Here is a 20187-nt window from a genome sequence, read left to right on the forward strand (position 1 = left end):
CGGCACGGACCCGGCCTGCGCTTTGGCTCCGGCCTGCGGCTGTGTCTCGGACCCGGCCTGCGGGTCGGCTTCGGCCTGTGCCTCGGACCCGGCTTTGATCTTCGGCTGTGGGATGTCCTCGGCGTCGGGCGCGGGTTGCGGTGCGATCGGGGGCGTGGCGTCGGGGTCGGCTTCGGAGGTTCGCTGTCGGGGGATTGCCGGGAGTGGTTTTCGGGATACCGCGGCTATTCGGGTCGCTGACAGGGCCAGGCCGATCGGGATCAGCAGGACCGCGGGTTCCGCGTACCGGTAGTCGAAAAGGCTGGTGGCCACGCTGACCACCAGCAACCCGAAGCCCGCCCCGGTGAAGAGCAACGCGTCGGCGGCCTCGCGCCACGGCCGGCGGCGTGGCCGCCAGCACGCGGCGACGATCGCCGCCAGCATCCCGACGGCGTAGAGCGGGCCGGGCGTGGTGACTACCTTGCCGTACGCCTGGAAGCGGTTGGCGTCCGGATTTGCCGTCAGGAAGTGCGGGGGCGGCATCTTGTCGGGCCGGGCGGCGGGTGTGTAGTAGCGCGCCACGCAGTCGGTGCCCACCTTGGCCGGTGGGAGCCAGATGCGGGCCAGGCATTCGGCGTCCGAGTTGAGTGGGGGGCGCCAGGTCAGGTGCCACCAGGATTGTTCGGCGACCATGCCGAGGTAGGCCCCGGGGCGCTGTTTGATCACCGTGTTGGCGAAGTCGCCCAGGATTTTGTCGCTGGTCTCGGAGGGGTAGAGGCGGCGGGCGGGGCTGAGCGCGCTCCAGATGTAGTTGTCGGGGCGCTGCACCCAGGTCGGCGGGGCGTCCGGCATGCAGAGTTCGCGCTGGTCGGCGGTGAGTTTCAGCTTGTCGCAGTCGGCGATGGGCATCACCCGGCCGTAGAGGAAGCGTCCGCTGTACTGCCCGAACGAGTAGACGCCGGTGAACTGGTGGTACCAGATCAGGTAGCCGCCGAGGAACCCGACGACCGGCAGCGTGAAGGCGACCAGCCGGATCCAGCCGACCCGGCGGATCACCAGGTAGGCGGCGGCCAGCGCGAGGATCGGCAGGCCGACCGAGCGGGTCACCGCGGCGAAGCCGAGCAGCGTGCCGGCCAGTGCCGCCGCGAGCCAGCCCAGCTTCGGGCGCCAGGCGAGCAGGAACAGTCCGCCGGCGGTCAGCGTGATGTAGGCGGTTTCGGCCAGCACGAAGTGTTCGAGGGTGAGCACCCGCGCGTCGACGGCGAACGGCAGCACGGCGAGCGCGGCCGGCCACGGTTTGCAACCGCGCCGGACCAGGAACGCGTAGCCGGCGACGAGCAGGACGACGCCGAGGATGTGCTGGGCGATCGCCACCTGTTCGTAGGACACGTGCAGGAAGGGTTTGAGCAGCCAGGAGTACCCGTACGGGCGGGCCGGGTTGGGCGTGCTCAGGTAGGCCGACTCCATGTAGGGGCGGCTGTCGGGGAAGAAGAACGCGTACGGGTAGGTCAGCACGTACGCGACGCGCAGTCCGATGGCCCCGGCCAGGACGACCAGCAACGGCAGGTGCCGGAGCAGAACGCGCGGGCGGACGACAGCGGGCAATGGATCATCCCAACGGGCGGCGGTCGGTGCGCTGGCGAAGCTATCAGCCAAACGCTACGAAATCGCACCGCCCGTTGGGACGAGCCCGGACGGGTGTTGCCGGATCAGCCGTTGAGTGCGGCGTCCAGGGCGGCCACGTCATCCACGCTGAGCTGCCAGTTTGCGGCGGCGGCGTTGGCCTGGACCTGGGCGGCGCTGGTGGCACCGGCGATGACGCTGGTCACAGCGGGTCGTGCCGCCAGACCGGCGATGGCGACCTCGAGCAGGCTGTGCCCGCGCTCCTCACCGAAGGCGGTCAGCCGCTCGATGGTGTCCCAGTCGGCGTCGGCGAGCACCCGTTGGTAGCGGTCCTGGGACAGCCGGGTGCCGACCGGTGCCCGCTCGCCGCGCGTGTACTTGCCGGACAGCAGGCCGGAGTCGAGCGGGAAGAACGGCAGCAGGCCGAGGCCGAACTGCTCGCAGGCCGGCACCACCTCGTCCTCGACGTAGCGCTGGAGCAGGCTGTAGCGGTTCTGCGCGCTGATGAACGGGGTGTGCCCGGCGGCCCGGGCGATCCAGTCGGCGTCGGCGATCTGCCAGCCGGCGAAGTTGGAGTTGCCCAGGTAGCGCACCTTGCCCGAGCGGACCAGGTCGTCGAGGGCGGCGAGGGTCTCGTCGATCGGCGTGGACTCGTCGGGCTGGTGCATCTGGTAGAGGTCGATGTAGTCGGTTTCGAGGCGGCGCAGGGAGGCCTCGACCGCGCGCACGATGTAGCGCCGGGAGCCGCGGGCGTCGAAGTCGTTGCCGTTGAGGCCTTCCATGTCCATGCCGAACTTGGTGGCCACGATGACGTCGTCGCGGCGGCCCTTCAGGGCGGCGCCGAGGCATTCCTCGGAGGCGCCGTGCGGGGTGCCGTAGATGTCGGCGGTGTCGAACAGGGTGATGCCGGCGTCGATGGCCGCGTCTACGACTTCCCTGGTGCCGTCCGCGTCGAGCTTGCGGCCGAAGTTGTTGCAGCCGATGCCGACGACCGAGACGACCAGACCCGAGGTGCCCAGCCGGCGGTAGCTCATGTCACTCATGATCCGAGCCTAATGCCCGTTTGACGCGTCGTTTGCCCGCGCGCACCGGACATCCGTAACCGTCTATTGACACACCTTGTTAACAATATTCACTCTGTGAGAGCGCTCTCCCCCAGAAGGAACCTCAGCCGATCCCCGTACGGAAAGAGGTGTTCCCCGTGCGTACCGTCCTGCGTGCTCTCGCCGCGCTGGCCATGACCATCCCGGTCGCCGCGGCCGTCTCCCCATCGGCGGCGCAAGCCGTCGGTCCCAACCTCCTGCCGGTCACCGTTTCCAACAGCACCGGCCGCGGCGACGCGGTCTACCTGTACGTCATCGGCGTGCAGCTCTCCTCCGGCCGGCTCGGCTACGTCAACCAGGCCGGCACCTTCACCGCATGGAGCGGCGGGCAGCTCCCGCCCTCGCCCGCACCGGACGTGTCGATCCCCGGCGCCGGCAACGGCGGCAGCACGACGATCAACTTCCCGCGCGGCTTCTCCGGCCGGGTCTACTTCTCGTTCGGCGAGAAGCTGAAGTTCTTCCTCACCCCGGACGGGCTCGTCCAGCCGGCGCCGTGGGCGTCCGGCGACGCCAACTACAACATCCTGTTCGACTGGAGCGAGTTCACCTACAACGACTCCGGTCTGTGGCTGAACAGCTCGCAGGTCGACATGTTCGCGGTGCCGCACGCGGTGACCGTGACCGGCAGCAACGGTGTCACCAAGCGCACCGGCGACATGGTCGCGAACGGCCGGACCAACGTGATCAACACGATCAAGGGCACGTCGGGCTGGGCGAACACGGTCTACACCCGCTCCGACGGGACCGTGCTGCGGGTGCTCTCGCCGGGCAAGGCGGCCGGTTCGGGCCTGCTGAGCGCCAACTATCTCGACTCGTACATCGCGAGCGCGTGGAGCGCCTACAGCAGCAAGACGCTGACCGTGGTGCCGTTCGGAGACCAACCCAACACCAAATACTTCGGGCGTACATCGGGCAACGTCATGAACTTCACCAACTCCTCGGGCGCCCAGGTGGCGTCGTTCAACCGCCCGTCGTCGGCCAGCGTGTGGGGCTGCGACGGTGACCTCCCGGCACCGAACGACCTGGTGGTGGGCCCGATCTCGCGCACGCTGTGCGCCGCGCTCAACCGTGGCACGCTCGGCACCGTCGACACCCAGCCGAGCACCAACGCCGCCGCGTTCTACCAGAACAATCCGACCAATGTGTACGCCAAGGTGATCCACGCCAACATGACCGACGGCAAGGCGTACGCGTTCGCCTTCGATGATGTCGGCAACTTCGAGTCGCTGGTCAACGACGGTGACCCGCGCTCGGCCGGGATCGTGTTGTCGCCGTTCACCGGTGGTGGCGGCACCACGCCGCCGCCGTCCACCGCGACCGCGCTGATCAGCAGCCTCAACAACAAGTGCATCGACGTGCCGAACTCGAGCTTCGTGGACGGCGCGCGGCTGCAGATGTGGACGTGCAACGGCACCAACGCGCAGAAGTGGTCGTTCACCAACGGCACGCTGCTCAGCCCGAGCGGCAAGTGCGCGGATGTGGCCTCCGGCTCGACGGCGAACGGCGCCGCGATCCAGCTCTGGACCTGCAACGGCACCGGCGCTCAGCAGTTCGTGCTGAGCGCCGCCGGCGACCTGGTCAACCCGCAGGCCAATAAGTGCGTCGACATCGCCGACCTGAACGCGAACGACGGCGCGAAGCTGCAACTGTGGGACTGCGCCGGCACCTCGAACCAGAAGTGGCGCAAGGGCTGAACTCCCCTCAGGAGCCGTCGTCCATCGTGGACGACGGCTCCGCCAACTCGCGGTAGGCGGACTTGAGCACGTCGACCAGCGGAATGTGCCGCACCCGCACCGGCGGCGCGTCGAGCGCACGCAGCAGCAGTTCGGGCGGGGCGGTCACCCGGGACGGCCGCTCGCGCAGCCGGCCCAGTGACAGGCCGGGGGAGTAGTAGTCGGCCAGCGCGACCTCCTCCAGCGGAGTCTCCTCGACCGCGAGCGGGTCCACCGTCTCGACCGGTTCGGGAGTGCCGCGCAGGGCGCCCAGCAGGGCCTCCCGGTCGCGTCCGCGCCAGGCCAGCACCAGGAACGGGTCGTCGTCGAACGCCTCGGCCAGTACGTAGAGCACCGCCGAGCCGTGCTTGCAGGGCACTCCCCAATCTGGACAGTTGCAGTGAATGTCCAAATTGTCGGGGAAGAGTGGCAGGTCGTGCTCGGCGAAGACGTCGATGATCTCGCGGGGCATCTCACCGGCCAGCAGGGCGGCCCGATACAGCGCGCGGCTACCGAGCGCGTCGGTGAGTGAAGTCCACTGTGTCTCGTCGAAGGCCGCGATCGTGACCGTGACGGCGTACGGCTGGGGTCGGGAACCCTGCACCCGGGCCGTCACCTTTCCCGCCGCGAGTTGGAAGTCCATGACCTGGCCCTTGCGGGCGTAGGCCCGCCCGCGGGCCAGCCGCCCGCCGTCGCAGACGCGTTCCAGCACGTCGACGAAGCGCCGCGACCACCACTGTTCGCCGATCTTGCCGCGCTTGGCCCGCACCGCGAGCCCGCCGTCGACCTCGATCGCGCGGCCGGCCTCGTAGAACTTCCCGTCCCGGTCGAACGGCATCAGCGCACCCCCGCCAGGTCGAGCTCGAAGAGTTCGCGCAGCTGGTCGGTGCCGAGATCGGTGATCCAGCCCTCGCCGGTGCCGACCACCGACGAGGCGAGCGCCTTCTTCCGCTCGATCATCGCGTCGATCTTCTCCTCCAGCGTCCCGGTGCAGATGAACTTGCGGACCTGCACGTCGCGCGACTGTCCGATGCGGAACGCGCGGTCGGTGGCCTGATCTTCCACCGCCGGGTTCCACCAGCGGTCGAAGTGGACGACGTGGTTGGCGGCGGTCAGGTTGAGGCCAGTGCCGGCCGCCTTGAGGGAGAGCAGGAAGAGCATCGGCTCGTCGGCGGTCTGGAACTCCTCGACCAGCGCGTCTCGCTTCACCTTCGACAGTCCACCGTGGAGCCACAGTACCGGGCGGTCCAGGTGGGCGGCCAGGTAGGGCTGCAGCATGGTGCCCCACTCGGCGTACTGCGTGAAGACCAGCGCCTTGTCGCCGTCCTCCACGATCTCGGCGGCCAGCTCCTCGAGCCGGGCCAGCTTGCCCGAGCGGGACGGCAGCCGGGAACCGTCCTTGAGCAGGTGCACCGGGTGGTTGCAGACCTGCTTGAGCTTGGTCATCGCGGCCAGCACGTTGCCGCGGCGCTCGATGCCCTCGGATTTCTCGATCGTGGCCATCATGTCCTCGACCACCGCCTGGTAGAGCGTGGCCTGCTCGGCCGTGAGCGTGCACCAGACCTTCATCTCGTTCTTCTCCGGCAGGTCCGAGATGATTGACTTGTCGGTCTTGAGGCGGCGCAGCACGAACGGGCCGGTCGCCCGCTTCAGCGCCTCGGCGGCCAGTTCGTCCTGGCGTACCTCGATCGGCTCCTGGAATCGCCGGCGGAAATGCTTCGCCGGACCGAGAAAGCCCGGATTGCAGAAATCCATGATGGACCACAGTTCGGCCAGGTGGTTCTCCACCGGCGTGCCGGTGAGAGCAATACGAGTACGCGCGGGAATGGCGCGTACGGCTTGGGCCTGACGGGTTCCGCTGTTCTTGATGGCCTGCGCCTCGTCGCAGACGACGCGTTCCCATTCCTGGGCTTTCAGTGTCGCCAGGTCGCGGACCGCGGTGCCGTAGGTGGTGATCACCAGGTCGGCGGTCTCGATGCCGTCCTTCTTACGCGACGCTCCATGATGGATATAGGTCCGGATCTGCGGGGCGAACCGGGCAGCTTCCTTCTGCCAGTTGCTGACCAGTGACATCGGACAGATGAGCAGCGTGGGCTTCGGAGTCCCGTCCAACCGCTCCTGCACCAGCAGTGACAGCGTCTGCGCCGTCTTGCCCAGGCCCATGTCGTCGGCCAGGATGCCGCCCAGGCCGAGGCGGCCCAGGAAGTGCAGCCAGGACAGGCCACGCTCCTGGTACGGACGCAGCGTCCCCTGGAAGCCGGGCGGCGTGCCGATCGGGGCGAGCCGGTCGGCCGCCTGCCCGGAGATCAGGTCACCGAGCGTCCCGTCCGCGTCCACCTCGACGAGCGGCAGGTCCTCCTCGCCGCCGTCGATCACCTGCTGCAGCACCTCGCCGGCGGTCATCTCGCCGTCTCGGCGCCGGCCGACCGCCTTGAGCGCGGCCTTCAGCTGCCGATCGTCCAGCTCGACCCACTGGCCACGCACCCGGACCAGCGGCACCTTGAGCCGGGACAGCTCGGCGAGCTCCTCGGCGGTGACCGTGCTGTCCCCGATGACCAGATCGATCCGGAACTCGACGAGCTGCTCCAGCCCGAACCCGGAGCCGGCCAGGGCCTTAGCCGAGCTGGTCTTCGAACGCGTCGTCAGCTTCAGGCCGACGCCCTTGCGCCCGGCCCATTTCGGCAGCATGACGCCGAAACCGGCCGCCTGCAGCAGCGGCGCGGCCTGCCGGAGGAATTCGTGCGCCTCGCCGGTGTCCAGCGTCATCGCGGCCGGCTGCTGGTCGCCGAGCGCCACGTGCAGCAGCGGGAACAGCCGCACCGCCCGGCCCAGCCCGGCCAGCAGCGTCTCGTCCGGCCGGGCCGGCATCCCGGGGAAGCGGGCGCCGTCCCACACTTCGGTGGCCGGCAGATAGAGGGCCGAGTCCTCGGCCGACTGCAGGGCGAACTCGAGACCCCACTCGTCCTCGCCGGGCAGCGGCTCGCTCAGCCGGAAACTGACCCGGACCGGCCCGTTCGCATCGTTGGCGGCCCGCATCCAGTCGCCGAGGGCCGCGCCCAGCTCGCGCACCTCGGCCGGCTTCGCGCCGAGCAGCGCCGGGTCATCCGCGGTGAGCGCCGAGACCCACCGGTCGGAGAGCTCGGCCTTCGGCCCAGGCCGAAGGCCGCGCAGCAGCCGCTCCGGCATCAGGGTCCGCGCCGACGCGTCGACCAGGACGTTCAGGGCGTCCCGCAGGGTGCGGCCCAGGCCGGCCCCGCTGGCCCGGACCACCGGGGGCATGCCGGCTGCGAAGTCGCGGTAGGCGGCCGCGTCACCGCCGGTGATCACCGGCCGCCAGCGGGCGGTCGGCACCCCGCCCTCGGTCACGAGTTGCGGCAGCATGCGGCCGCGCCGGGCCAGATCACAGGCAAACCCGGCGAGTACGCCCAGGTAGCGCAGTGAGGGCCCGGCCAGCCACTCGTCGCCGGCGTCGTCCGCCGAGGCGAGCGTGGCCAGCGCGGCCCCGTCCCTGATCAGCAGGGCCGGCACGTCGTAGGAGCGGAGCTTGATCCGGGTCGCCGTCGCCAGCTCGGCCGACGGCACCGGACCGCGGGTCGTTCCGGGCAGTTTCAGGGCGATCGTCCTCGGCTCGCCCGGCAGAACCTGATCGAGAGGCGAGAAGTCCTCGGCCCAGAGCACGAGCCCCGTGCCGGGCACCCACCCGGCTTGTACTACGAGCAAGACCCACCCCCTGACGACCGCCATAGAGACTAACGACGTCAGTGACCCTCGCCGCTGCCGTGCACCTGATCGGGGACGTAGTCTTCGAGGCGTGACGGCGAACCGGGAGATCGACGACATCCTGCAGCGCGCGGCCGACGGCGGGCGGATCACGCCCGAGGAGGCGCTGCTGCTCTACACCGACGCGCCGTTCCACGCGCTGGGTGAGGCGGCCGACACGGTCCGGCGCCGCCGCTACCCCGACAACGTCGTCACCTACCTGATCGACCGCAACATCAACTACACCAACGTGTGCGTCACGGCCTGCAAGTTCTGCGCCTTCTTCCGCGCGCCCAAGCACAAGGACGGCTGGGCGCACCCGATGGAGGAGATCCTGCGCCGGTGCGGCGAGGCGATCGACCTCGGCGCCACCCAGGTGATGCTCCAGGGCGGCCACCACCCGGAATTCGGGGTGGCCTATTACGAGTCGCTGTTCTCCGGGGTCAAAGAGGCCTATCCACAGCTCATGATCCACTCGATCGGGCCCAGCGAGATCCTGCACATGGCCAAGGTCGACGGCGTCTCGATCGAGGAGGCGATCCTGCGGATCAAGGCGGCCGGGCTCGACTCGATCGCCGGGGCCGGTGCCGAGATGCTGCCGGAGCGGCCGCGGAAGGCGATCGCCCCGCTCAAGGAGAGCGGAGAGCGCTGGATCGAGGTCATGACCATTGCGCACCGCAACGGCCTGTCCTCGACCGCGACCATGATGATGGGCACCGGCGAGACGCACGCCGAGCGCATCGAGCACATCCGGATGATCCGCGACTGCCAGGACCTCGCGGTGGCCAACGGCTACCAGGACACGGCCGTCGAGACGTCGCACGAGCTGGGCGGCTTCCGGGCCTTCATCCCGTGGACCTACCAGCCGGAGAACAACCACCTGAAGGGCCGCACCCAGGCCACCACGATGGAATACCTGCGGTTCATCGCGGTCTCCCGGCTGTTCTTCGACAACATCGCGCACCTGCAGGCGTCCTGGCTGACCACCGGTAAGGACGTCGGCCAGCTGGCACTGCACCTGGGCGTCGACGACCTGGGCTCGATCATGCTGGAGGAGAACGTGATCTCCTCGGCCGGCGCCCGGCACCGGTCCAACCTGCACGAGCTGATCTGGATGATCCGCACCGCCGACCGCATCCCGGCCTGGCGCGACACCCTCTACAACCACCTGGCCGTGCACCGCACCGAGGCCGACGACCCGACCGATGATCGTGTCGTGAGTCACTTCTCGTCGATCGCGATGCCCGGCAAGAAGACTCTTCCGTTGGTCGACGCCAAGTAACGGCCCCCTTTCGGGGGGTCGATATCGGCCGTTCGGTCAGGTAGGGGTCGGGTAAGCGGCGTGGGGGTCATTGCTGCTTCGTAACGAGGGCCGTAAACCCCTACCCCGCTCTGTTCCCGCTGGTTACGTTCCTCGCGTAAGTCTGAGAACTTCCTTGGAACGTCAGGCGCGAGCTTGACGGTCGCGGACCCGACCGATGGCGGTCGTTTATATAACGCATAAGGCACAGGCGAGATGGGTGACCATCTCGCCTGTTCTGTTTTCTCCGAGTGGCAGAGTTACCTCGTGACGCGCGCAGATCTGGACAAGCAGCCGCACGAGGTCGCCGAGATGTTCGACGGCGTGGCCAAGCGGTACGACCTCACCAACACCGTGCTCTCCTTCGGCCAGGACCGGGGCTGGCGCCGGGCGACCCGGGCCGCGCTCGGACTGCGCCCCGGCGAGCGGGTCCTGGACGTGGGCGCCGGCACCGGTGTCTCCACCGAGGAGCTGTCCCGCTCGGGGGCGTTCGCGGTCGGCGCCGACATCTCGACCGGCATGCTGCGGGCCGGGCGGCACGCGGGTCGCGAGGTTCCGCTGCTGGCCGGGGACGCGTTGCGGCTGCCGTTCCCGGACGCCACCTTCGACGCGGTGACCATCTCCTTCGCGCTGCGCAACGTGGTCGACACCGAGGGGGCGCTGCGCGAGCTCGGCCGGGTGACGCGACCGGGCGGCCGGCTGGTGGTCTGCGAGTTCAGCCACCCGCTGAACCCCGCGTTCCGTACTGTCTACCTGCAGTACCTGATGCGGTCGCTGCCGACGGTGGCCCGCGGCGTCTCCAGCAACCCGGAGGCGTACGTCTATCTTGCGGAATCGATCCGCGCCTGGCCGGACCAGGCCGCTCTGGCCGCCAAGATCGGTGGATCGGGCCCGTGGGCGCGGGTCGGCTGGCGCAACCTGACCGGGGGTATTGTCGCGCTCCATCGTGCCACTCGGGTATAAATCGGGCATTCGGCGTACAGCTCCAGAAAGAGCTGTTTTGCTGCCGATATGACGACCTTCGGACATCTCGAGGACACCGACATCGACATCGCGATTGATGACAGCGAAGCAGGCGAGCGCCGCGGCATGGAGCTGGCCGCCCGTATCCGGATGGTGGCCGCGCAGGATCCCGAACTGGCTCAAGACCTAGTAGATGAGCTGATCGTCGCCCTTGATCGGGCAATGAACGGTACGTTTCGGGAATACCTGGATCAAGAGTCGCGAGATGAACCTGAGCGGCCCTTGACCGAAGGCGGATCGGGCATTTCACCGGTGCGAAACAGTTAGGGTTGCCTAACCCGAACGTGTTTCGATGGCCGTCCTAGACTCCGATCTGGGCGTGCTTGTGAACTGTTTCACGAGCCCGCACGAGACGGAGGTGTGCCGTGCAGAGCCACGAAACAACAGGGCCCGCTGGACCGTCAGCACCGATCGGCGACGAGGCAGACGTAATCGTGGTCGGTGCGGGGCCCGGTGGCTCCGCGGCGGCCTACCACATGGCGCGGCACGGTCTTCGCGTCCTGTTGCTGGAGAAAACGGAGTTCCCCCGCGAGAAGGTCTGTGGCGACGGACTGACCCCGCGGGCCGTGCGTCAGCTCGTCCGGATGGGTGTCGACACCTCGGAGAAGGCCGGCTGGCTGCACAACCGTGGCCTGCGCGTGATCGGCGGCGGGGTCCGGCTCGAGCTCGACTGGCCCGATCTGGCCAGCTTCCCCAACTACGGCCTGGTCCGCACCCGGCTCGACTTCGACGACATGCTCGCCAAACGAGCGGTCGAGGCCGGAGCCCTGTTGCGCACCGGCGTGAACGTCACCGGCCCGGTCCTCGACGACGAGGGCCGGGCCATCGGTGTCTCGGCCAAGGTCGGCCCGGGCAAGGAGCCGATCGAGTACCGCGCTCCGCTGGTGATCGCCGCCGACGGCGTCTCCGGCAAGATGCCGCTGGCCATGGGCCTGGCCAAGCGCGATGACCGCCCCATCGGCGTGGCGGTCCGCCGGTATTACCAGTCCCCGGTGCGCGCCGAAGACGACTACCTCGAGTCCTGGCTGGAGCTGCGCAGCGCCGCCGACGGCCACCTGCTCCCCGGTTACGGCTGGATCTTCGGGCTCGGTGACGGCCGGGTCAACGTCGGCCTCGGCATCCTGAACTCGTCGGACGCCTTCGGTAAGACCAATTACCGCTCGCTGCTGACCGACTGGCTGGCCGGCACCCCCGAGGAGTGGGGCATGCGCGGCGAGGAGAACGCCGACGGCCCGATCCTCGGTGCCGCGCTGCCGATGGGCTTCAACCGGGTTCCGCATTACACCCGCGGCATGATGCTGGTCGGCGACTCGGGCGGCATGGTCAACCCGATGAACGGCGAGGGCATCGCGTACGCCATGGAGTCCGGCGAACTGGCCGCGGAGGTTGCCGTTCAGGCGCTCGCCCGGCCCGCCGGTGCCGACCGTGAACGCGCTCTCCGGGCCTATCCGGCCGAGTTGAGCCTGCGTTTCGGCGGCTATTACCGCCTAGGTGGGGTATTCGTGAAGTTGATCGGTAACCCACAGATCATGCGCCTCGCTACCAAGCACGGCATGCCGCACCCCACGCTGATGCGGTTCGTACTGAAACTGCTGGCCAACCTGACCGACCCCCGTGGCGGCGACGCCATGGACCGGATCATCAATGGCCTGACGAAGGTGGCGCCGGCCGTATGAGCACAGGGGGCACCCCGGTCGACGCACGGCCGAATCGGATTAATAGTGTGAAGCGGCTAACAGTCGAGTTGGAGAGATGATGACTCTCAACCCATACGTCCCGATCGTGGGGCTGCTGATCCTGGGCATGCTCTTCGCGCTGTTCTCGGTGGGCATCGCGCCCATCGTCGGCCCGAAGCGCTACAACCGGGCGAAGCTCGACGCGTACGAGTGCGGCATCGAGCCCGCGCCGCAGCCGATCGGTGGCGGCCGCTTCCCGGTGAGGTTCTACCTGACCGCGATGCTCTTCATCATCTTCGACATCGAGACCATCTTCCTGTACCCGTGGGCCGTGTCCTTCGGGTCGCTGGGCGTGTTCGGCTTCGTGGAAATGGTCCTGTTCATCGTCACCGTCTTCATCGCCTACACGTACGTGTGGCGACGCGGCGGACTCAACTGGGACTGATCTGACATGGGAATCGAAGAGAAGCTACCCGCAGGCATCCTCCTGTCGTCCGTCGAGTTGCTGTCGAACTGGGCTCGTAAGTCGTCGTTCTGGGGTGCGACCTTCGGCCTCGCCTGCTGCGCCATCGAGATGATGGCGTCCGGCGGCCCGCACTACGACCTCGGCCGCTGGGGCATGGAGGTCTTCCGGGCCTCGCCCCGCCAGGCCGACCTGATGATCGTCGCGGGCCGGGTCAGCCAGAAGATGGCCCCGGTCGTGCGCCAGATCTACGACCAGATGCCCGAGCCGCGCTCGGTCATCTCCATGGGCGTCTGCGCGTCGTCCGGTGGGATGTTCAACAACTACGCGATCGTGCAGGGTGTGGACCACATCGTGCCGGTCGACATCTACCTGCCCGGCTGCCCGCCGCGGCCGGAGATGCTGATCGACGCCATCCTCAAGATGCGCGAGAAGGTCATGGCCGCCCCGCTCGGCCCGAACGGCCGCAAGATGCTCGAGGCGCGCAAGGCCGCCGGCAAGATGCCGATCGTCGCCCCCGGTGCGATGCCCTCCTCCTACCGCGCCGACAAGACCCGCCGGGCCGAGTGGACGCAGGCGGTCAAGGAAGGCCGCGAGGAGCAGTTGCGCATCGAGAACTGGATGAAGCTGGCGCCGCACATGCGGGAGGGTGGCAAGTGAGTCTGGAATCTTCCGAGCCGGTCGGCGCCGAACTCGGTGCGCCCGCCCAGACGCCGTCCAGCCCGCACAAGGGCATGTTCGGCATCGAGGGCACCGGTGACGTCTCCGGCTTCGGCGGCCTGGTCCGGCGCAAGCCCGATGTGGTCGGCAGCCCCAAGCCGTACGGCAGCTACTTCGACGAGGTCACCGACGCGCTCGAGGAGGCCTACCCCGGCTTCGCCGACGCGATCGAGAAGGTCGTCGTCGACCGGGACGAGCTGACCCTGCACATCGTGCCGGAGAAGATCGCCGAGGTCGCCCAGATCATGCGGGACGACGAGAGCCTGCGCTTCGAGCTGTGCTCCTCGGTATCCGGTGTGGACTACCTCAACAGCGACACCCGCCGCCTGCACGTGATCTACCAACTGACCTCGATGACCTACCGCCGTCGCGTGCGCCTCGAGGTGGCCGTGCCGGCGGGCGGCAGCGTGCCGACCGTGACCAGCGTCTACCCGACCGCCGACTGGCAGGAGCGGGAGGCGTACGACATGTTCGGCGTGCTCTTCACGGGGCACCCCAACCTCACCCGGATCCTCATGCCGGATGACTGGGAGGGCCACCCCCAGCTCAAGGACTATCCGCTCGGCGGCGTGCCCGTCGAGTACAAGGGCGCCGAAATTCCGCCTCCTGACCAGCGGAGGGTCTACCAATGACGTCATCGGGCTACGCAACCGAACGCGAGACCACCGAGGGCCGCGTCTTCACGGTCACCGGCGGCGACTGGGACACGATCACCGGCAGCATCGACCCGCTGTCGAACGAGAAGATCGTCGTCAACATGGGCCCGCAGCACCCGTCCACCCACGGTGTGCTCCGGCTCGTGCTGGAACTCGAGGGTGAGACGGTCACCGAAGCCCGCTGCGTCATCGGTTACCTGCACACCGGCATCGAGAAGAACCTCGAGTACCGCAACTGGACCCAGGGCACCACGTTCGTGACCCGGGCCGACTATCTCGCTCCGCTGTTCAACGAGGCCGGTTACGTCCTCGGGGTGGAGAAGCTGCTCGGGATCACCGACGACATCACCGAGCGGGCGCAGACGATCCGGGTGCTTTTCATGGAGCTCAACCGCATCTCGTCGCACCTGGTCTGGCTGGCCACCGCCGGCATGGAGATCGGCGCGATCTCGATGATGCTGTACGGCTTCCGCGAGCGCGAGTACATCCTGGACATCTTCGAGGAGACCACCGGCCTGCGGATGAACCACGCGTACTTCCGCCCCGGCGGCGTCGCGAACGACATCCCCGAGTCGGCGATCAAGAAGATCCGCGACTTCCTCGTCTACATGCCGAAGAAGCTCAAGGAGTACGAAGACCTGCTGTCCGGGCAGATCATCTGGCAGCAGCGGACCCAGGGCGTGGCCGTCCTGGACGTCACCGGCTGCCTGGCGCTGGGCATCACCGGCCCGGTGCTGCGCTCGGCCGGCCTGGCCTGGGACCTGCGCAAGACCCTGCCGTACAGCGGTTACGAGAACTATGAGTTCGACGTGCCGACCGCGACCACCGGCGACGTGTGGGGCCGCTACCAGGTGCGGATGGCCGAGATGCGGGAGTCGCTCAAGATCGTTGAGCAGGCGCTCGACCGGCTCAAGCCGGGCCCGATCTTCATCGCGGACAAGAAGATCGCCTGGCCGGCCCAGCTCGCGCTGGGTGTCGACGGCATGGGCAACTCGCTCGAGCACGTCGCCAACATCATGGGCCAGTCGATGGAGTCGCTGATCCACCACTTCAAGCTCGTGACCGAGGGCTTCCGGGTTCCGGCGGGCCAGGTCTACATCGGCATCGAGCACCCCCGGGGCGAGCTCGGCGTGCACGTGGTCTCGGACGGCGGCACCCATCCCTACCGGGTCCACATGCGCGATCCGAGCTTCGTGAACCTCCAGGCCATCCCCGCGATGGCCGAAGGCGCCCTGATCGCCGACGTCATCGCCGGCGGCGCCTCTCTGGACCCCGTGATGGGTGGGTGTGACCGCTAAATGTCCGACACAGCTATCGATTTCTCCCCGGCCGCCGCGCCGCTCGCGGCAACCCTCCTCGGTCCGGCGCTCGAGATCATCGCGCGCTATCCCGAGGGCCGCGGCCGGTCGGCTCTCCTCCCGCTGCTGCACCTGGTGCAGACCGAGGAGGGGTACGTCAGCCCGAACGGTGTCGCGTTCTGCGCCGAGGTGCTGGGCATCAACAAGGCCCAGGTCGGCGCGGTCGCCACGTTCTACACGATGTACAAGCGGAAGCCCACCGGCGAATACCTGGTCAGCGTCTGCACCAACACGCTGTGCAACATGATGGGCGGCCAGGAGGTCTACGACCGGCTCACCGAGCACCTCGGTGTCGGCAACGGACAGACCACCGCCGACGGCCAGATCACCGTGGAGCACGCCGAGTGCCTGGCGGCCTGCGACTACGCGCCGGTGGTGACGGTCAACTACGACTTCGCCGTCGACGAGGCCACCCCCGAGGGCGCCATCGAGCTGGTCGAGCAGCTGCGCAAGGGCGGCAAGCCGATCCCGACGCGCGGCGCCCGGGTCTGCTCGCTCAAGGAGATGCAGCACCAGCTGGCCGGGTTCGCCGACGAGCGCGACGGCGCGGTCGGCGACGGCCCGGCCGGTGCGTCCACCCTGCGTGGAGTCACCCTGGCCGACCAGCACGGGATCGCGGTGCCGAACTTCAACCTCGACGCCCCGATCACGAAGACCAAGCCGGCTCCCCGCGAGGAGAACAAGGGCAAGGTCGCCACGGCGGCCGAGAAGGCGACGAGCGCGGTCAAGGCCGTGGCCGGCGCCGTCGCCGACAAGGTCGGCAAGACCTCCGGCGGCGCCGGGGACACGAAGAACCCCGAGGCGCGTACGGCCGAGGCCCGCAACCCCACCGGATCCACGCCGGACAAGGACGGAACCACCAAGGCCGGTACGCCGGCCCCGTCGAACTCCGCCGAGGCTGCCGGGGTCGCGAACAACCAGCCCGCCGGTGACGGCAAGCCGGCCGGCGACAGCGTCGGCACCGAGGAGCAGAAGTGACTCAGCCACGGCGTGAGGTTCTCGAAAAGCTCACCCCTGTCCTGACCAAGCGCTGGCTCTCGCCGGACGCCTGGAAGATCGACGTGTACGAGCGGCTGGACGGCTACGCGGCCCTCAAGAAGGCCCTGGACGTGCACCCCGACGACCTGATCCAGCTGGTGAAGGACTCGGGTCTGCGCGGCCGCGGCGGCGCGGGCTTCCCCACCGGTCTCAAGTGGGGCTTCATCCCGCAGGGCGACGGCAAGCCGCACTACCTGGTCGTCAACGCCGACGAGGGCGAGCCGGGCACCTGCAAGGACCTGCCCCTGATGACCTACGACCCGCACTCGCTGGTCGAGGGCATCATCATCGCCTCGTACGCGATCCGGGCCAACCGCGCCTTCATCTACATCCGCGGCGAGGCGGTGCACGCCGCACGGCGGCTGCGGGCCGCCGTCAAGCAGGCGTACGCCAAGGGTTACCTCGGCACGAACATCCTGGGCTCGGGCTTCGACCTGGACCTGGTTGTGCACAGTGGCGCCGGCGCGTACATCTGCGGCGAGGAAACCGCGCTGCTCGACTCGCTGGAAGGCTTCCGCGGCCAGCCCCGGCTGCGCCCGCCCTTCCCGGCCATCGCCGGCCTCTACGCGAGCCCGACGGTGGTCAACAACGTCGGCACGATCGCCTCGGTGCCGTACATCGTGCTCGGTGGCGCCGACTGGTGGAAGAGCATGGGCACGGAGAAGTCGACCGGCCCGATGATCTACTCGCTCTCCGGCCGGATCGCCAACCCGGGCCAGTACGAATGCGGCCTCGGCATCACCCTGCGTGAGCTGATCGAGCTGGCCGGCGGCATGAAGCCCGGCCACAACCTGAAGTTCTGGACGCCGGGCGGCTCGTCGACGCCGCTGCTCACCGCCGAGCACATCGACACCCCGATGGACTTCGAGGGTGTCGCCGCCCAGGGCTCGCTGCTCGGCACCACGGCCATGCAGATCTTCAGCGACCAGGACTGCCCGGTCTACGCGACCTGGCGCTGGCTGGAGTTCTACCACCACGAGTCGTGCGGCAAGTGCACCCCGTGCCGCGAGGGCAACTACTGGATGGTCCGCACCTACCGCCGGATCCTCTCCGGCGAGGGCACCCACGCCGACCTCGACACCCTGCTGGACACCGCGAACAACATCTTCGGCCGGTCGTTCTGCGGCCTGGGTGACGGCGCCGCCACCCCGGTCATGTCCACGCTGAACTTCTTCCGCCAGGACTACCTGGACTACATCGAGGGCCGGACAGCTCCGCGGCTGAACGCCAAGGCCCTGGTTGGAGCGCACTGATGACGGATGTAGCGAAGAAGACCGATACGGTCACGCTCACCATCGACGGCATCGAGGTCACCGCCGAGAAGGGCGAGCTGGTCATCCGGGTCGCCGAGCGGATGGGCATCGCCATCCCGCGATTCTGCGACCACCCGCTGCTCGCCCCGGCCGGCGCCTGTCGCCAGTGCCTGGTCGAGATCGAGGGCCAGCGCAAGCCGGTCGCGTCCTGCACCCAGGCCGTCGCCGAGGGCATGGTGGTGCACACCCAGCTCACCAGCGAGGTGGCCGACAAGGCGCAGCACGGCATCATGGAGCTGCTCCTGGCCAACCACCCGCTGGACTGCCCGACCTGCGACAAGGGCGGCGAGTGCCCGCTGCAGAACCAGGCGATGTCCAACGGCCGCACCGAGTCGCGCTTCCACGAGCACAAGCGCGAGTACGAAAAGCCGATCCACATCTCCAGCCAGGTGCTGCTCGACCGCGAGCGCTGCATCCTGTGCCAGCGCTGCACCCGGTTCTCCGAGCAGATCGCCGGTGACAAGTTCATCGACCTGATGGACCGCTCGTCCGGCGAGCAGATCAACGTCTACCGGGACGACTTCTTCGGCGGCACCGGAACCGGCGACGGACAGGTCGGCGAGGGCGAGGGCGACGTCGCCTTCAACTCGTACTTCTCCGGCAACACCATCCAGATCTGCCCGGTGGGCGCGCTCACCGGTGAGCAGTACCGCTTCCGGGCCCGCCCGTTCGACCTGGTCTCCACGCCCACCGCGTGCGAGCACTGCGCGGCCGGCTGCTCGATGCGCGCCGACCACCGCCGCGGCAAGGTGCTCCGGCGCCTGGCCGGCGACGACGCGGCGGTCAACGAGGAGTGGAACTGCGACAAGGGCCGGTGGGGCTTCCGCTACGCCACCGCCAACGACCGGATCATGAACCCGCTGATCCGCGACGCCAAGACCGGTGAACTGCGCGAGGCTTCCTGGAGCGAGGCGCTGGTCACGGCGGCCGAGGGGCTCAAGGCCGCCAAGGCGGCCGGTGGCGTCGGGGTGCTGACCGGCGGCCGGCTCACCGTCGAGGACGCGTACGCGTACGCGAAGTTCGCCCGGGTCGCACTCGGCACCAACGACATCGACTTCCGGGCCCGGCCCCTGAGCGGTGAGGAGGCCGACTTCCTCGCCTCCTCGGTGGCCGGTGGCATCTCCGACGTCACCTACGACGACGTCGAGAACGCTCCGGCCGCGGTCATCGTCGGGCTCGAGCCGGAGGAGGAGTGCCCCATCCTCTTCCTGCGACTGCGTAAGGCGACCAACCTTGGCTCGCTCCGGGTCACCGCCGTCGCGCCGTACCTCACCCGGGGTTTCACCAAGCTCAGCGCCGCGCATGTCGCCGCCGCGCCGGGCGCGGAGGCCAAGGTCCTGGCCGAGGACGCGGCGATCGCCGCGGCGCTCGGCACGCCGGGTGCGCTGCTGATCGTCGGTGAGCGCCTGGCCGGCGTGCCCGGCGGCCTGTCCGCCGCGGCCGCCCTCGCCGCCCGCACCGGCGCCCGCCTCGCGTGGGTGCCGCGCCGGGCCGGCGACCGGGGCGCGGTCGACGCCGGCTGCCTGCCCAACCTGCTGCCGGGTGGCCGCCCGGTCAACGACCCGGCCGCTCGCGCCGAGCTGTCGCTGGCCTGGCAGCTGGAGAGCGGTGCCCTGCCCAGCACGCCGGGCCGGGACACCGACGGAATCATCGCGGCGGCGGCGAACGGCACACTCGGCGGCCTGCTGGTCGCCGGGGTCGACCCGGGCGACCTGGCCGACCCGCGCCTGGCCGAGCAGGCCCTGGACAACGCGGGCTTCGTGGTCAGCCTGGAGATCCGTGGCAGCGCGGTCACCCGCCGGGCCGATGTGGTCCTGCCGGTGGCCCCGGCCCAGGAGAAGTCCGGCACGTTCATGGACTGGGAGGGCCGGCTCCGCTCCTTCGGGACGGTGCTGCCGACCACGGCCATGACCGACGGCCGGGTGCTCGAGGCGATCGCGGCCCTGCTCGAGGTCACCCTCGGTACGGGTGACGTGATGGCGATCCGCCGCGAGCTGGGCGCCATGCCGCCGAGCAAGGCGGACCGCCCTTCGGTTCCCACGGTGGCCGTCGGATCGCTCCCGGCTCCGGCCGCGGGCGAGGCCGTTCTCGCCACCTGGCACCACCTGATCGACTCCGGTTCGCTGCTCGACGGCGACGACGTGCTCAAGGGCACGGCCCGGCCGCCGCTGGTGCGGATCGGCAAGGACCTGGCCGAGTCGCTCGGTGTCGCCGAGGGTGACGCGGTCACGGTCAGCACCGACCGGGGTGGCGTCACGCTCCCGGCCGCGATCACCGACCTGCCCCCGCAGGTGGTATGGCTTCCCACCAACTCGCCGGGCTCCAGCGTTCGTCGCAGCCTCGGCGTCACTTCGGGCGCGGTGGTCCGGCTTACTGCCGGTAAGCCGGGTCCGATCCTCGCCGAGGGGGCTGTGTCATGACTGACTGCACCGCAGCGAAGCAAGGGCCAGGAAGGCATGACGTA

The 20187-nt window shown here is 69.1% G+C and carries 16 protein-coding genes; 12 read left to right on the forward strand and 4 right to left on the reverse strand.

Annotation, left to right across the window (positions count from 1 at the left end; genetic code table 11):
• Both Ato02nite_RS15150 and Ato02nite_RS15155 read right to left on the reverse strand, forming a co-directional pair.
• Nucleotides 1-1584 (reverse strand): hypothetical protein (locus Ato02nite_RS15150; protein ID WP_213007153.1); only part of this gene is annotated, 1584 nt, incomplete at its 3' end.
• Nucleotides 1585-1688: 104 nt separating this feature from the next.
• The gene (locus Ato02nite_RS15155) at nt 1689-2636 is read right to left on the reverse strand and encodes an aldo/keto reductase (RefSeq protein WP_213007180.1); all 948 of its coding nucleotides are present in this window, start codon (nt 2634-2636) and stop codon (nt 1689-1691) included.
• 203 nt (nt 2637-2839) lie between these two features.
• Here Ato02nite_RS15155 and Ato02nite_RS15160 point away from each other — a divergent pair, with 203 nt between their 5' ends.
• Nucleotides 2840-4399, forward strand: a complete 1560-nt coding sequence (locus tag Ato02nite_RS15160) for a beta-1,3-glucanase family protein (protein ID WP_213007181.1) — start codon at nt 2840-2842, stop codon at nt 4397-4399.
• A gap of 7 nt (nt 4400-4406) precedes the next feature.
• Here Ato02nite_RS15160 and Ato02nite_RS15165 read toward each other — a convergent pair whose 3' ends face one another.
• Together Ato02nite_RS15165 and Ato02nite_RS15170 are read right to left on the reverse strand one after the other, a co-directional pair.
• Nucleotides 4407-5255: an SWIM zinc finger family protein gene (locus Ato02nite_RS15165; protein ID WP_213007154.1), complete on the reverse strand. Its 849-nt coding sequence runs from the start codon at nt 5253-5255 to the stop codon at nt 4407-4409.
• Entirely contained in the window at nt 5255-8137 is a 2883-nt protein-coding gene (locus Ato02nite_RS15170) for a DEAD/DEAH box helicase (RefSeq protein WP_213007155.1), read from the reverse strand. Before Ato02nite_RS15170 ends, Ato02nite_RS15165 begins: the two co-directional genes overlap by 1 nt.
• A 91-nt stretch (nt 8138-8228) precedes the next feature.
• Between Ato02nite_RS15170 and mqnC the strand changes: the two genes are divergently transcribed.
• From mqnC to Ato02nite_RS15225, 11 genes are all read left to right on the forward strand, one after another.
• Nucleotides 8229-9458 (forward strand): cyclic dehypoxanthinyl futalosine synthase, encoded by a 1230-nt coding sequence (mqnC, locus tag Ato02nite_RS15175; RefSeq protein ID WP_213007156.1) that lies wholly within the window; start codon nt 8229-8231, stop codon nt 9456-9458.
• A 234-nt stretch (nt 9459-9692) separates the two neighbouring features.
• Nucleotides 9693-10439 (forward strand): demethylmenaquinone methyltransferase, encoded by a 747-nt coding sequence (locus Ato02nite_RS15180; protein ID WP_213007157.1) that lies wholly within the window; start codon nt 9693-9695, stop codon nt 10437-10439.
• 48 nt (nt 10440-10487) lie between these two features.
• Nucleotides 10488-10766, forward strand: a complete 279-nt coding sequence (locus tag Ato02nite_RS15185) for a hypothetical protein (protein WP_213007158.1) — start codon at nt 10488-10490, stop codon at nt 10764-10766.
• 143 nt (nt 10767-10909) lie between these two features.
• A complete protein-coding gene (locus Ato02nite_RS15190; RefSeq protein ID WP_213007182.1) occupies nt 10910-12175 on the forward strand; it encodes a geranylgeranyl reductase family protein in 1266 nt (421 codons plus the stop codon).
• Nucleotides 12176-12254: 79 nt separating this feature from the next.
• Nucleotides 12255-12620, forward strand: coding sequence for an NADH-quinone oxidoreductase subunit A (locus Ato02nite_RS15195; RefSeq protein ID WP_213007159.1), 366 nt, complete (start codon nt 12255-12257; stop codon nt 12618-12620).
• A gap of 6 nt (nt 12621-12626) precedes the next feature.
• Nucleotides 12627-13298 (forward strand): NuoB/complex I 20 kDa subunit family protein, encoded by a 672-nt coding sequence (locus Ato02nite_RS15200; protein WP_213007160.1) that lies wholly within the window; start codon nt 12627-12629, stop codon nt 13296-13298.
• A complete protein-coding gene (locus Ato02nite_RS15205; protein ID WP_213007161.1) occupies nt 13295-13990 on the forward strand; it encodes an NADH-quinone oxidoreductase subunit C in 696 nt (231 codons plus the stop codon). Before Ato02nite_RS15200 ends, Ato02nite_RS15205 begins: the two co-directional genes overlap by 4 nt.
• Nucleotides 13987-15312: an NADH-quinone oxidoreductase subunit D gene (locus tag Ato02nite_RS15210; RefSeq protein ID WP_213007162.1), complete on the forward strand. Its 1326-nt coding sequence runs from the start codon at nt 13987-13989 to the stop codon at nt 15310-15312. The genes Ato02nite_RS15205 and Ato02nite_RS15210 overlap by 4 nt, the downstream gene beginning before the upstream one ends.
• On the forward strand, nt 15313-16350 hold the full coding sequence (gene nuoE / locus Ato02nite_RS15215; RefSeq protein ID WP_213007163.1) for an NADH-quinone oxidoreductase subunit NuoE: 1038 nt from the start codon (nt 15313-15315) through the stop codon (nt 16348-16350).
• Nucleotides 16347-17663, forward strand: coding sequence for an NADH-quinone oxidoreductase subunit NuoF (gene nuoF / locus Ato02nite_RS15220; RefSeq protein ID WP_213007164.1), 1317 nt, complete (start codon nt 16347-16349; stop codon nt 17661-17663). The genes nuoE and nuoF overlap by 4 nt, the downstream gene beginning before the upstream one ends.
• Nucleotides 17663-20143: an NADH-quinone oxidoreductase subunit G gene (locus tag Ato02nite_RS15225; RefSeq protein ID WP_213007165.1), complete on the forward strand. Its 2481-nt coding sequence runs from the start codon at nt 17663-17665 to the stop codon at nt 20141-20143. Before nuoF ends, Ato02nite_RS15225 begins: the two co-directional genes overlap by 1 nt.
• Nucleotides 20144-20187: the final 44 nt, after the last annotated feature.

Origin of the sequence: Paractinoplanes toevensis (assembly GCF_018332695.1) — a bacterium.
Lineage (GTDB): Bacteria > Actinomycetota > Actinomycetes > Mycobacteriales > Micromonosporaceae > Actinoplanes > Actinoplanes toevensis.